Raw genomic sequence first — 13,582 nt, 5'->3', positions numbered from 1 at the left:
GATTTTGCCGATGTTGTGCATGATGCTCCACAGTTTCCATATCACGGCCACTTTCTCGCGGCCGCGATAGTTGATGCGGTTCAGGCCTTTGGCATCTCTTAGCTTGGCAAAGATGGGTTGGTTCCCATCCGGTAGCTATACCTCTCTCGTGCTTCGGGGGTGTCCACCTTGTCCCGCATGGCTGTCGGTCTTGCGATCGAGGTCTTGTCTTGAGCTTCGGTCCATCGTCACGCGCAACCGATGGGACGTCGCCGACGCGAACCCGGCGACGCATCACCGCGTTCTCGTGGGGTCATTTTCCGGCGCTGCGTTTCGCGGTCAGGAGGTCGTTGATCCCGAATGGATTGGTGATGAAGCGGACGAGACGCGAGGCGAGGGGGCTGCTGAGTAGGGGTAGCAGGAGAAGGGACGAGAGGGTGAGCAAGGCCGCCTGCCATCCGCTTGTGATCTGGAGGTAGAGGCCCAGGGCGAGGATGGTCTTCACGATGAAGCCGTGGAGGATGTAGATGGACAGGGATTGCTGCCCGTAGCGGCTTGCGAAGGTGCGCGCCTTCGGGATCAGGGAGAGGAATGAAAGTCCGAGCAGGGTGGCGAGGCCATAGAGGTAGAGTCGAATGAGCATGCCTTCCGACCAAGCGACTCCGAGGTCCGAGTAGGTGAGGCTTCCATGCAGCCAGCGGGTGCTGAAGCCAAAGGTATTCGGCATGATCAGGAGGATGAGGAGATAGGAGAGGGCGACGAAGGAGGCGAGGCGTTTGCTGTGACGGAATGCGTCCAGCTTCCGGGTGATCGGTGCGTGCCAGTAGTGGCCGGCGATGAAGAAGGGGAAGAAGACGAAGGTCCGTGAGAACGAGAGCTCAAGGCCGAGGGTGCCCATGCCGCAGGCCAGGCCGGTGATGAGGGAGGCGATGATGGGGAATCGGAACCGGCTGAAGATCGGAAGCAGGATGCGCCAGGCGGCGAGGCTGACCAGGTACCAAAGAATCCAGTAGGGCGTCAGGAATGACAGTTCGAAGGTGTCTCTGGAGAAGGCGAGATGATCGAAGAGGGAGTAGAGGACTTCGAGAAAGAGGTAGGGAAGGATGAGATGGGTGAGGATCTTCGTCAGCTGTTCCTTGTCGGCGCTGCGTGACGAGAGGATCCCCGACACGTAGGCGAACATGGGCATGTGGAAGAGGTAGATGTAGGCATACAGGCCGTCGACCCAGCCGAACCGGCCTCTCAGTGGTTCGATCACGTGCCCGACCATGACCAGTGCGATCAGGAGGCCCTTGAAGTTGTCCAGCCGGTCGTCCCTCATGGGCAATGGATCCCTGCCTGCGCCTGGCCGATCGTGTCGGATGGGTGCGGGGACAGGATGTCGGGGTGGCGTTTGGCGATGGGCATTTCTAGTTGGCGGTTCGGGGCGGACGGATCGCCTTGGTGGTTTCCCGGAGCTTTTCCATCCGGGAGTTGTAGTAGGTGGTCACCATGGAAGACTCATCGGGGATCGTCGTTAGTGAGATTTCCTGCTCGTCGATGACTTTCCGGACGGTTCCCATCATGGGGCGTTTGATTTGCCAGATGGAGCTGTCGTCCTCGGAGAAGTCATGGAAGCGCGTGATCCAGAGGTGGGGTGTTGCCTTGAATGAGAGCGTCTCGGCTTCGCTTGCCCGCAGGGGGGTCATGTAGATGTGGACCGTTCCATCGTCGCCTGTTTCGTAGCGACCGAACAATTCCCCGGGTGGGTGTGAGGAGGAATACACGATGACTCGTCCGTTCTCCAGCCGCATGAAGTTGAAGCAGTCGCAGGCGCATTGGAAGATCTTCCCTGCGTAGATGCCCTCGACCCGGCCGGGAAGCAACCCGATCCCGATGAGCAGGGCGGCGAGGAGCAGGGCGATGGCGGAAGCCCAGCCAAGCCGGCGTGCAAGGGCCCGGGGTTGGATTCGACGCGGGCTCAACTCAGAATCCCTCCAGCACGATTTTGCCATGGGCGGTGCCACTCTCGATCCTGGCGTGGGCGCGGCGCAGCGTGGCGGCATCGATCTTCCCCGCGACTTCGGTGAGGGTGGTGCGGACTTTTCCGGCGTCGACCAGTTCGGCCACCCGCTGGAGCAGCTTTCCTTGTTCGGCGAGGTCGGGCGTGCCGAAGAGCGGGCGGGTGAACATCAACTCCCAGTGAATGGAAACCGCCTTTCGCTTGAAGGGCATGATGTCCAGTTCGGCGGGGTCGTCGATGAGTCCGAAGCGTCCCTGGGGGGCGATCAGCTCGACGATGTCGGCGAGGTGCTGGTCGGTCTGGGTGGTGGAGAAGACGAATCCGGGTGCGCCGACATCCAGCGCCTCGACTTGGGCGGCGAGGGGCTTGCGGTGATTGATCACATGGTGGGCTCCGCATGCGCGCACCCACTCCTCGGTTTCCGGGCGGGAGGCGGTGGCAATCACGGTGAGGTCGGTCAGGACGCGGAGCAGCTGGATGGTGATCGACCCGACGCCGCCGCCGCCGCCGATGATGAGAATGGTGTGGCCTCCTGCGGCGGTGGGGCGCGCGACTTCGAGTCGGTCAAAAAGCATCTCCCATGCGGTGATGGCGGTCAGCGGAAGGGCGGCGGCCTGCGGGTGACTGAGGGATGCGGGTTTGCGCGCAACGATGCGTTCGTCGACGAGATGGAATTCGCTGTTGGTGCCCGGGCGGTCGATCGAACCGGCGTAGTACACCTCGTCGCCGGGTGTGAAGTTGCGGACCTCGGGGCCGACGGCTTCGACGGTCCCGCAGGCATCGTAGCCGAGCACCTTCCATGCGTTCTCGTCGGCGGTGGGTCGGCTGCGCACCTTGGTGTCGACGGGATTGATGGACACGGCGTGGATTCTGACCAGCAGGTCACGACCTTCTGCGGCGGGTTTTTCGAGGGTGATGTCCTCGAGGGAATCCGAACGATCGATGGGTCCGGGGGACTTGAAGGCGACGGCTTTCATGGAGGTAGATGATCGGGTTGGTGGAAGCTTGGCAAGGTCGGCATGGTGGGGTCATGGCTTCCATCCGGGCAAGGCGGCCGCCTGCCGGATCCAGTCGGCCAGCTGGTCTTCGTCGATGCCTGTGTCTTTGTCGATGTCGACCCAGCGCGCGTCCTTGCTCTTCGGCGTGCCTCCTGGGGGCATGGGATTCAGGTGGATGCCTTCGAAGAAGGTGACCTTGACGTAGTTGGTCAGGCAGTGGACTCCGAGGAACCAGCCTTTGCCCTCGACGCCGTAGAAGGGGGAGTTCCAGCGCACGGCTTTGGCCAAGGCCGGCACCTCACGGACGATCAGGTCGTCCAGCTGCCGGCCGATCGCGTGCTTCCATCCGGGCATGGCTGCAATGTAGGCCTGCACCGGTGCGTCCCCATCTGCTTTGGCGATCTGCGGATTTCCGCCGGACAGCAGCTTGACGGGTTTGGGGTTGGGTTTGGAAGAACGAGGCATCGGTTCGGGAAGATCGTCGAACCTAGGTCCTGTTGGAGTGCCCGGCAAGGCCCCGCTTCGGGAGCCTTGCCTGCGTGGGGGTGACGGATGTGCCACGTGACGATGATGCCACTGCCTGTGGCTTTGAAGGCGGTGAGAGAGAGGGGAGAAGGATGGCGATCGGGGTCGGGTCCGCGGGGAGACGGTTCCTTTGTCTTATCTAACAATATTTGGAATTTGTGAGGATTATCGATGTTTGCGTGCTGGAAGTCCCGACCCATTGGGGTTCGGTTCGTGCATGGGTCTTTTGTTCGATGGAAGCAGGTCAGCGTGATCCCGTTTCCCGATGTTGCTGATCCGCGAGTTGAGCCCTTTGGTGCGCCCGGCTCCTTTTCCTTTCAGCTGGCGAGCTGTCGGATGTCGTCTTCGAGCGAGTGGGCGATGTCCCGCCAGTCGCGGGTGTTGCCGGCGTGGGCTGGGAAGGTGCGGGGCTTGCCAACGGTCAGGCTCAGAGTTCCTTTCGATGGCATGCGTTGATGGGGAGGCCAGGCTTCGAAGGTGCCGCGGATGTGGCATGGGATGATGGGGACCTGGGTGCCGGCGACGAGCATGCCGATGCCGGGTTTGAAAGGCGCCATCTCTCCGTCGCGTGAACGAGTGCCCTCGGGGAAGACGAGGTAGCATGGGTCGTGGGATTCCAGTCCTTCGCGAAGGCGGAGCAGATGATGCGGGCTGCGCTTGTGCCGCCAGAGAGGGCGGAGATTGAGAAAGCGGGAGGAGAGCCAGCCTTGTGCGGGGTTGCGGAAGAAGGTGTCGCCTGCCGCGAGCGGTGAGAGTCTCGAGCGCAGGTGGCGGGGGACCATGGATGCGATGAGGAGTGTGTCCAGATGGGAGCAGTGGTTGGCGACGATGATGGCGGGTCCGTGGCTGGGGAAGTGCTCGGTGCCATGGACCGTGAGGGAGAACCGGCGGGTGACGCCGAAGCGGATGCAGGACCAGTTGAGGTGATGGAGGCCCGACTCCCATGGCGATGGGATCCGGTCGGGCGCTACGAGTTGCTCGATCCATGGTGCGGTCGCGGGTGGACAAGTGAGGGGGCGGGCAGTGGTGATCATGGTGGCGGTGGGGTCAGGGGGTTGGTGGAAAGGCGTCGATCAGGCCGAGGGTGAGTGCGATCACCGGAGCGGCAAAAAGCAGGCTGTCGCAGCGGTCGAGCATACCGCCATGGCCGGGTAGCGACTGAGAGAGGTCCTTGAGACGGAGGTCGCGCTTGATCGACGAAAGGATGAGATCGCCGAGCGCGCCCGAGAGGGAAGTCAGTGCGCCGAGTGGGATGAGAAGGAGGACACGGCCGAGTGCCTGACCGTCGAAGAGGAACATGCCGCTGAGGGTGACGAAGGTGGTGGTCAGGATCATGGCGCCGACGAGTCCGCCACGCGTTTTGCCGGGACTGGTCCGTGGGCAAAGCCTGGGGCCGCCGATGAGTTTGCCGGAGAGGAAGGCGAAGACGTCGTTCAGCTCGATGCTCAGGATGAACCAGAGCAGCAGGGTGGCATTCGACGAACTGCTGCCGAGGAATCCGAGATGTCCGGGCCACAGGCCGCAGAGCATGAACCCGAGGTTGGTCAGGCCGACCCGCTTGAGGTAGCCGTGCGGCTGGTCCTTGAAGACAGAGGTGCCGGCGGTGAGCAAGCCGACGACGGGGGCGCTGAGCAGCAGGAGTTGCGAGTCGTGCCGCGCGATGGCGATGGCCACCATGACCAACCCGGTGAGGACGGATGTTAGAAGGAACCGATCGAGATGGATGCCGACGGCCCGGGCGAACTCGCGGAAGCAAACGAAGCCGAGGGCGAGCAGGGCGGCGGCGATGCCGACGGGTCCAAGGAGGATGGGAAGGGTGGTGGCGGGGATGATGAGCGTCCAGGTCCGCAGGCGGAGGACCAGCTCGTGGTGGAGCCCGGGCGAGGTGCGGCCGAGGCGGTGGAGTGACACGGTGACGATCCACCCGACGACGAGGGCGGCGATGGCCGCACCGGCAAGCCAGAGTTGCCGGGGATCGATGTGCGAGGCGGCGGCTTGGGTGAGTTCAGGCAGTGTCATGGCGGGGCAGGGTTCGGAGTTCCCTGGAGGCGTGGCGGAGGCGGATCACGGCGGTGATCACGGTGCCTGCGAAGATGACGGCGAGGGCGATCCCAATCAGGCCGAGTGAACCGAGGGGGGTGGGCCACCACGGGGTGGGGATCAGGGCAAGGATGCCGACGGCGAGGCAGAGGATGACCATGCGGGCGGGCTTGGCCATGGGACCGCAGTAGTTGGCGGCGGCTCCGGCGAGTTGCACCTGGACGCGGACGTAGGCGGTGAGGACCGAGCCGAGCGCGGCAGCGAGACCGAGCATCGGGTGACTGCCGATGGCGAAGCCTGCGCCGAGGAAGATGGCGATGTCCGAGATGCGGTCGGGGACTTCGTTGTAGAGCAGGCCGAGGCGTGAAGCGCGCTGGGTTTCCACGGCGAGCACGCCGTCGAAGATATTGCAGGCACCGCGTAGGACGACGAGGAGGACGGAAGCGAGGAGGAAGCCGCGCTGTGCCGGTCCTCCGGTGGTGACGAGGGGAGTCAGGGCGAGGGCGGCCCCGGCGGTGATGCCGAAAGCCACTCCGAGCACGGAGATCTGGTTCGGGGTGATGCGGCTGTGGGTCAGCCGGTTGAGCAGCCATTTCCAGCAGTGGAAGTCGCGGGCGGCGAGCGGGCGGCGGCTCTCCATTTGTTGTTTGATCGTGATCATGATGTTTTTCCCATGAGGTAGATGCCAGACACGAGGAGGGTCATGCCGGTGAGGTTGATGGGGCGGATGGGGGTGCCGAAGGCGAGCAGCGAGATGGCTGCGGAGAAGATGAAGGTGGTGGCGTAGATCGGATAGAGGACGGACAGCGCGCCGCCCTTGCGGAAGGCGGCCACGAACAGGACCATCACGGCGGTGTAGCAGGCGACTCCGCCGAGCAGGCGTGGGTTGGTGAGGTGGCCGAGCAGGCTGGCCGGTCCGTTGCTGGCGCCGGTCTTGTAGAGGAAGGATCCCGCGGCGCCGCAGAGGGAGGCGGCGAGGATCATGAGAACGGACAGGGGATGGGTGGTCTCTTGCATGGCGGGGTGGTCTGTCCGCTAGCTCCGGATCCATGCGTCAGGGTTACAGGAAAGTTTTCCACTCCGGGGTTTTTCTCTCATTCCACGGCGCAGGGTGATAGAAGGTCGCCTGATGCCCGCAGCCACGAGCCAGCAGACCGGAGAGGGAGGCGGGTTTTTCCCCAACACCCGCTGGAGCATGGTGATCGCGACGCGGGATTCCACGAGTGACGAGAGGGGGGAGGCGCTGGAGGAGCTGTGCCGGCTGTATTGGAAACCGGTGTACTTGTTTGTGAGGCAGCGCGGGAACTCACCGGAGGAAACGGAGGATTTGACGCAGGCCTTCTTCTATCGGGTGATCGAGGGCGATCTCCTGAGCAGCATCCAGGGTCCGGAACGCGGGCGGCTGCGATCCTTCCTCTGCGTGGTGCTGAAGAGATTCCTCGCCGATGACTATCACCGCCGGATGGCGCTGAAGCGCGGGGGCGGGCAGGTCTTCGTCGACATCGACGGGCCGTCGGTGGAAGGGCAGATCGAGGATGTGCGGCGTGAGGTGGCCGATCCGGAGCGGGCATTCGACCGTCAGTGGGCGCTGGATCTTCTCGATGAAGCGCGCCGCCGGTTGAAGAACGACTATCAACGGGCGGACAAGGAGGGTTTGTTCGAGCAGTTCGAGCCGGCGATCAGCCCGCAGCTCGGGCGCATCAGTCACGCGGCATTGGCAGAGCGTCTCGGCATCAGCGAGGGGGCGGTGAAGGTGGCGGTGCACCGGTTCCGCCAGCGTTACCGGCAGTGTCTTCTTTCCGCCTTGAAGGATACCTTGGCGGAGGGCGAGGACCCGGAGGAGGAGCTGCGCTACCTGCTGTCGTTGTTTTCGAGGGGCTAGCGGAGTTTCAGTCCTCCACCACGGCGCGGGAGACGAGCGGGATGTTCGCCTTGTCGAAGTCACGCATGGTGGTCCAGTCGATGCCGAGCTGCTTGAACTCACCGCGCACGGCCATGAGGTCCCAGATGAAGAGGCGGCCGTCGCGTCCCTCGGTGCCGATGAGGATGCCGTCCCGGCTGATGGCGAGCGGCCATTGTTTGTCGAAGTTCGGCTGGGTCAGCACTTCCATGGGAGCGCCCCTGGGGTTGAGCACCTTGAGTTCATCGCGCTCATGGGAGATGGCGAAGGCGGTGCCCCGCGGGCTGAAGACCATCCGCCCGGGGATGTCGGCCATGTGGTTCTCGATCTCGTGTTCGGGCAGTTCGTTCCAGTCGTCGAGAACATCCCAGAAGCGGTAGGAGAAGGAATCTCCGGTGGAGAGCAGGACCTGCGGGGCGTCCCCTTCGAGGACGGGGGAGAAGGCGACGGTGGCGGCTCCGGGGGCGGGGAGTTCGGTTTCCAGTTTCCCCTCGGGGAGGTTCCAGATGCGAACTCCGATGTCTGTCGTACTTCCGGTGGCGAGCCAGCGGCCTTCGGAGTCGATGGAGAGTCGGGCCATGGGCGCGCCATCCTCGAGTTTCGCCGGTTCGGAGCCATCGGTCGGCGCAAGCCAGATGCCTGACCGGCTGCTTGCGACCAGGAGTGAGCCGTCGGGCGTGAGGGCCAGCTGGCCACAGTCCCGGAGGCGGGTGAAGCGCTCGGACGGGCCGAAGTGCATGGTCAGCCGTCCTTCGGCATCCGGGCGGAGCGACCACTGGCGCCGCCGGATGCCCTCCTCGCCCGCGGTGTAAAACCAGGAGGACGAGAATGCCAGCCCGGCGGGTCGGCTCAGATCATGGAAGCGGGTGAGCTCCATGCCATCGCGGTTCCATAGCGTGACGGTGTCCCCACCGGCAGTGGCGAGTGACAGGCTGAAGGCACCGCGCGGGCCCGCATGGACGTCCCAGGCTGCGGCGGAGATGCCATCGCCTCCGGGGTGGCCGATGGCCCGGTGGCAGACTTTCGAATGGCGGATCCTGAGGGTGAAGAGCTTTTCCTCCCAAGCGACCGGGCCGAGGTGGGTGCCATCGTCGGAGAAGGAAAAGTTGCCTGCCCGTGCCTTGTTGGTGGAGAGGAGGGACCCGTGACGGCCGTCCCAGAGCCGGATTTCCCAGTCCGAGCTCGCGCTGGCCAGAAGCCGTCCGTCGCGGCTCCACGTGATCTGTTTGATCTCGGCGAGATGACCTGCGAGCCGGTGGACCGGCTTGTCGACACCCGGCTCGAAGATGGCCAGGGCGCCGTCGCGATCCCCCATGGCGAGAAACCGACCCGACGGGCTCCAGGCGAGGCGGCTGGTGTCGAAGCCGAGGTGATCGGCAACCGTAGTACCAGATTCATAGTCGATGATGGTCATCCGGGGGCTCCCGTCGGTGGTGAGACCGATGGCGACCTGTCGGGCTCCGGGTCGATGGCTGATCGACGTGGGTTGTCCCATGGCTGGCAGTGGCGGGCGCAGGGGGGTGCCGTCCCACGAAAGGAAGTCGATGGAACCGTCCGGGCGCCCGACCACGAGTCCCTGCTGCTCGGGCAGCAGGTCAAAGGCGTGCTCGCTCACGGGGGTGGCGTGAAGGATGACCCGGTTGTTCCGCCAATCGATCACTTCGAGGCGTGCCTCCGGGCCGGTGCGGCTGGCGACGACGAGGTAGCGGCTCTCCTTTCCACACAGGCTCATGCGGCAGTAGTCCAGAGGAAGCGAGGAGGTCACTTCGGCGACCTGCTGATGGTCGGGGAGTGCGAGGATCTCGATCCTGCCGCCGGTCCGGGCCAGCGCGCAGAGCCGGTGGCCGGGGTCGAAGGCCAGCGGGGCGAGCGGGCTGTGGATGGAGAATCCCTCACCGGCCGCCTCCATGTCGGTGCCGGCGAGACAGGCCAGGGCTTCATTGCGAAGGTCTTCGTCGATGCGGGTCTTCGAGGCGTCCTCGATGGCTTTCAGCGAGATTCCCAGCCAGCCGGAAACGCCGGACAGGCGTTCGGCCTTGGCGCGTTCGACGAGGATCTCACGGTTGGCCAGGCGCTGGGCGCGGTAGGCGGTGGAGGTGGCGATGATCCCGGCGATCAGCGCGGTGAGGGTGAAGACGGCGGCAATGACCGCCACGCGGTTTCTGCGGATGAACTTGCCGAGCCGATAGCTGGCGCTGGGCGGTCCGGCGTGGACGGGCAGGCCTTCGAGGGATCTTCCGATCTCCAGGCCCAGGCCTTGGGCGGTGTCGTAGCGGCGGCCGCGGTTCTTCTCGATGGCCTTCATCACGATCCAGTCGAGGTCACCCCGGAGGCGTTTGCCGAGTCGGGCGGAATCGGTGTGCCGGTAGCCGGCGATTTTCGTGCGCTCGGCGTCGGGCAGCGATGAGAATCCGCTCGAGGGTTTCAGGGGTTCCTGTTCGCGGATCCGGCGGCGCATGTCGTCGAAGCCGCCCTTGACGAGTTGATCGCGGCGCAGGGGGACGCATCCGGTGAGCAGCTCGTAGAGCACCACGCCGAGCGAGTAGATGTCGCTGCGGGTATCCACGTCGAGGGCGTTGAGTTCGGCCTGCTCGGGGCTCATGTATTCCGGGGTGCCGACGAGCCGCCCGAACAGGGTGAAGAAGGTTTGCTCGGTGAGTTCGATGCCGATGGCCTTGGCCACGCCGAAGTCGATGATCTTCGGGCAGGGTGCTTCATTCTCATCCATGTGGACGAGGATGTTGCTGGGTTTGAGGTCGCGATGGATGATGCCCTTCTGGTGGGCATGCTGCACTCCTCCGCAGATCTTGGTGAAAAGCTCGAGTCGCTGGCGGATCGACAGTCCGTGCTGGTCACAGAAGGTCGTGAGTGGAAGTCCTTCCACCAGCTCCATGGCGAAGAAGGGCCGGCCGTAGGTGGTGGTGCCGGCGTCATGGACCTTGGCGATGTGGGGGTGGTCCATCAGCGCGAGGGCCTGACGCTCGGCTTCGAAGCGGGCCACGACTTCCCGCGAGTCCATGCCCGGTTTGATGATCTTGAGGGCGAGCGTACGGCGGACGGGGGTCTGTTGGCGTGCCTTGAACACGACGCCGAATCCTCCCTCACCGATCTTTTCCAGCAGCTCGAAGCGGTCGATGGTGTCGCCCGGGCGCTCGGCGATCTCATCGAGGGTGTCCTCGGGCGGAGCGTCCATCCCTTCGAGGCCGACGCTGAGATAGCAGGCGGGGCAGTAGTCCCCGTTGGGGGAGACTTGCAGGGCGGCTCCGCAATCAGGACATACGGAGGCGTCGGTCATAAGATGGAATCTAAGGGCATTCGCGGGATCAACTCAAGGTGATCGATCAGAATGCCTGATTCCATCGGGGAAGCGGGTCGGCAATGTCGGCGGTGTCGACCGACGGGTCATCGGGCGGGACCCTTATCCGAACCAGCGTTGGAGCGTGGCGCGGGCGGCCTCGACATGGCCGTCCTTCACGTGGGCTGCCACCGTGGCGAGCGCGGCAGCCAGGGCGCCGAGGTCATCGGCATAGCCAGCCATGGGAAGCGTGTCGGGGATGGCGTCGATGGGGCTGACGAAGTAGCCGAGAGCCGCGATGATGACGCCGCGCGCCCACGCCGGGGTGTCCTTGTCCTTGAGTGCTTCGTAGAGGATGAGGGTTTTCTCGACGACTTCCTTCCCCGCCACGGCGGCGTAGGACCTGAGTTTCGCCCAGAAAGAGGACTCCGAGTAGTCTTCCTGGTAAGTGGCGTGGTCGATGGCGGACATGATGAATCGTGGATGGCCGGACGCTCCATGCGCTCGGCGAGTTTCTCAACCGATTGTTTCACTTTCAAGTGGCAGGGCAAGATCTGTTGGGCAAGCGTGGGCGGCAAGGTGGTTTCAGGCGTGTCAGACGAGGGCAGTGAAGATCATGCCGAGGCGTCCACCCGGCACTTCTACGAGCGCATGGACGAGGTGATGCGCCACCTCTGGGGCGAGCATCTGCATCACGGCCTGTGGGATGGGGAAACGGAGGATTTCGAACAAGCCGCCCGTCACCTGGTCTCGGAGGTCGGAAGGCGGTTGCGACTGCGCGCTGGGGCGCGGGTCATCGATGTGGGATGCGGCTATGGCGCTGCGGGGGTTCAACTCGAGCGGGAGTGTGGTCTGCGGGTGGAGGGCGTGACGATCTCGCCCCGACAGCGAGATCACGCCGTCTCCGGTGCCCGTGTGGAAGTGGGCGACTGGCTGGCAGGCATCGGGGACGACGGAGCGGCCGATGGCGTGATCGCGATCGAGAGTCTCGAGCACATGGCCGACACCGAGCTGGCCCTCCGCCACCTCGCGCGCGTCCTGAAGCCGGGCGGTCGGGTGGTGCTGGCCTGCTGGGTGAGGGTCGGGAATCCGCACTGGCTGGAGCGTGGTCTGCTGCTGCGGCCGATCCGCCACGCCGGTCACCTCCCCGGGCAGCGCAGTGAGGCAGTTCTGCTCGATGGCTTGAGGCGTGCGGGTTTTCGAGACCTGGAGCGTGTGGACTTCTCGCATGAGGTGGCGCGCACGTGGCGGGCTTGTCTCCGGCGCGGGCTGGCCTTGCTCCGTTCCGACCCCGGGGTGTTCCGGCGCCTGGGCTGGATCGCCTCGCTGAAACTCGGCATCACGGTCGGTGGCATCGTCGTCGCCTACCACGTCGGAGCGCTCCGCTACGTGGTCATCTCAGGCACGCGGAATGGCTCCGCGAAATGAGCACCGCCGAGTTATCCATGATCCACCGGCAGGATCGCCAGGTCCGGCACCTCGACGTGTGTGAAGCAGATCTGGCAAGGATCTCTGACGATTCTTGAAACTCTTGGGTTCTTGAAACAGTGATATGCGAAAATAAGACCTCCGGAAGCGAAACCTCTGCCATCCTTCGTCGGTTCCCGACTTTCAATCACCGCGGAGCAAACCGCTTCCCATCCCCGAGGTTGCTTGACTTCGACCCGTTCAAATGGCGAAATCTCGTCCTAACGGTTCCCACGCATATCGGCTTGGGGTGTTACGAAAAAACTGTTCTGCAGAAATTCAATTCTTGCGTTCCATCGGCCGAATGGCTTAGTTGTTAGTAAGATTTCTGATAAAACATGAAAGATATCATTTTGCGACCGCTTGGACCAGCCTGTTTCGTAGCTCTTTGTTTTTCTTCTTGCGCCATCAAGGATGCCACCGATATGCGCAATAAGATGGCGGCTGAGATGGCGCCGCCCGAAGGATTGCGTTCAGTCTGGAATACAAGCACCCCGCTAACACTAGGTAATGTTTACTATCGTCGTATTGACGCCCAGCGTGGGGGTAGTGTTTTGACAGATCGATATGGTCGATTTGTCGAACGCTCGAATTCTTCAGATTACCGAGCAACATCTCCTGTGAATGCTACGTGGAGAAAGGATATTGATTCGACGTTCAGCTTGAAACCGCAATTAGGTTACATGGGGCTCAGTGCAAGCCCCACGTTGGCAAACACTAGAACGATTCGATTCAGTGCCGAAGGCAATGAGCGGCATTCTATCAAGGAATTCGACTCGTATGTTGATGAGGTGTTGAATTCACCCGGAACAGGACCAGAACTTAGAAAAAGAGTCTTTGAGGATAGCCAACGCTTGGCGACCAATGGCCTTCCCGTGTCTGAAGCGCGCTACTGGATTGTGACCGATCTGATCACAGTTAAGAATCTTTCGGTCGATTTTCTGTCTAAGCCGTCGGCTGGTATCGAAGTTTCGGTGGCTGATGTCGAAGCTCTCAAGCAATTCATGCAGGTCAATGGATTGGCAGTCAACGGAAGCGCAAGTGGAAACACGTCGTCAGAGAATCAGACAACTGTTAAGTCAACAGATCCTGTTGGTCTAATGGCGTGGTGCGTCCCGCTCACGGCCACCAAATCTGGAAGTGGATACAGGATGCGAGCTGAAGAGGATCACCCAATTCTTATGGCAAACACCCTAGAATAGGACAAGAGGCAGAACGAGACTGTCGGGAAACCCCAGTAGGCCCTTGAAGAATCAAGTTTTCTAAGGGAGGGCTGTGGAGGTCAGGTTTCGAGTGAATCGGGAGCAGATTCGATCCGGGATGCGCAATGGGGCGCTGAGGGGCGCTAGTGTCCCTCTCTTTGGGGGTCACGAGGG

14 protein-coding genes are annotated in these 13,582 nt (G+C 63.1%); 3 read left to right on the top strand and 11 right to left on the bottom strand.

Features of this window, described 5'->3' with window-relative positions:
• From JIN81_RS19700 to JIN81_RS18450, 9 genes are all read right to left on the bottom strand, one after another.
• Window positions 1-114: transposase (locus JIN81_RS19700; RefSeq protein WP_484494632.1), on the bottom strand; the 114-nt coding region annotated here is incomplete at its 3' end.
• 178 nt (window positions 115-292) lie between these two features.
• Window positions 293-1,300: an acyltransferase family protein gene (locus JIN81_RS18485; protein WP_200283488.1), complete on the bottom strand. Its 1,008-nt coding sequence runs from the start codon at window positions 1,298-1,300 to the stop codon at window positions 293-295.
• 88 nt (window positions 1,301-1,388) lie between these two features.
• Window positions 1,389-1,943 (bottom strand): hypothetical protein, encoded by a 555-nt coding sequence (locus JIN81_RS18480; RefSeq protein ID WP_234045543.1) that lies wholly within the window; start codon window positions 1,941-1,943, stop codon window positions 1,389-1,391.
• 1 nt (window position 1,944) lies between these two features.
• Entirely contained in the window at window positions 1,945-2,958 is a 1,014-nt protein-coding gene (locus JIN81_RS18475) for a zinc-binding alcohol dehydrogenase family protein (RefSeq protein WP_200283482.1), read from the bottom strand.
• Window positions 2,959-3,009: 51 nt separating this feature from the next.
• Window positions 3,010-3,444: a DUF1801 domain-containing protein gene (locus JIN81_RS18470; RefSeq protein WP_200283479.1), complete on the bottom strand. Its 435-nt coding sequence runs from the start codon at window positions 3,442-3,444 to the stop codon at window positions 3,010-3,012.
• Window positions 3,445-3,821: 377 nt separating this feature from the next.
• Entirely contained in the window at window positions 3,822-4,538 is a 717-nt protein-coding gene (locus JIN81_RS18465; RefSeq protein WP_200283476.1) for a lysophospholipid acyltransferase family protein, read from the bottom strand.
• Between the two features lie 13 nt (window positions 4,539-4,551).
• Complete coding sequence (locus JIN81_RS18460; protein ID WP_200283473.1) at window positions 4,552-5,523, bottom strand: phosphatidate cytidylyltransferase; 972 nt, start codon at window positions 5,521-5,523, stop codon at window positions 4,552-4,554.
• On the bottom strand, window positions 5,510-6,205 hold the full coding sequence (locus tag JIN81_RS18455) for a CDP-alcohol phosphatidyltransferase family protein (RefSeq protein WP_200283471.1): 696 nt from the start codon (window positions 6,203-6,205) through the stop codon (window positions 5,510-5,512). Before JIN81_RS18455 ends, JIN81_RS18460 begins: the two co-directional genes overlap by 14 nt.
• Window positions 6,202-6,561: a hypothetical protein gene (locus tag JIN81_RS18450; RefSeq protein WP_200283469.1), complete on the bottom strand. Its 360-nt coding sequence runs from the start codon at window positions 6,559-6,561 to the stop codon at window positions 6,202-6,204. The genes JIN81_RS18455 and JIN81_RS18450 overlap by 4 nt, the downstream gene beginning before the upstream one ends.
• A gap of 112 nt (window positions 6,562-6,673) precedes the next feature.
• On the opposite strand from JIN81_RS18450, the gene JIN81_RS18445 reads away from it, so the two are divergent.
• Window positions 6,674-7,426, top strand: a complete 753-nt coding sequence (locus tag JIN81_RS18445) for an RNA polymerase sigma factor (protein ID WP_200283467.1) — start codon at window positions 6,674-6,676, stop codon at window positions 7,424-7,426.
• 7 nt (window positions 7,427-7,433) lie between these two features.
• On the opposite strand, the gene JIN81_RS18440 is transcribed toward JIN81_RS18445, so the two are convergent.
• Together JIN81_RS18440 and JIN81_RS18435 are read right to left on the bottom strand one after the other, a co-directional pair.
• Window positions 7,434-10,739: a WD40 repeat domain-containing serine/threonine protein kinase gene (locus JIN81_RS18440; protein ID WP_200283465.1), complete on the bottom strand. Its 3,306-nt coding sequence runs from the start codon at window positions 10,737-10,739 to the stop codon at window positions 7,434-7,436.
• Window positions 10,740-10,862: 123 nt separating this feature from the next.
• A complete protein-coding gene (locus JIN81_RS18435; protein ID WP_200283463.1) occupies window positions 10,863-11,210 on the bottom strand; it encodes a YkvA family protein in 348 nt (115 codons plus the stop codon).
• A 12-nt stretch (window positions 11,211-11,222) separates the two neighbouring features.
• On the opposite strand from JIN81_RS18435, the gene JIN81_RS18430 reads away from it, so the two are divergent.
• Both JIN81_RS18430 and JIN81_RS18425 read left to right on the top strand, forming a co-directional pair.
• Window positions 11,223-12,167: a methyltransferase domain-containing protein gene (locus tag JIN81_RS18430; RefSeq protein ID WP_200283461.1), complete on the top strand. Its 945-nt coding sequence runs from the start codon at window positions 11,223-11,225 to the stop codon at window positions 12,165-12,167.
• Between the two features lie 377 nt (window positions 12,168-12,544).
• A complete protein-coding gene (locus JIN81_RS18425) occupies window positions 12,545-13,408 on the top strand; it encodes a hypothetical protein (RefSeq protein WP_200283459.1) in 864 nt (287 codons plus the stop codon).
• The last annotated feature ends 174 nt before the right edge of the window (window positions 13,409-13,582 follow it).

The organism is Haloferula rosea (genome assembly GCF_016595525.1).
Lineage (GTDB): Bacteria > Verrucomicrobiota > Verrucomicrobiia > Verrucomicrobiales > Akkermansiaceae > Haloferula > Haloferula rosea.
This window is presented reverse-complemented; position numbering and strand designations above follow the sequence as displayed.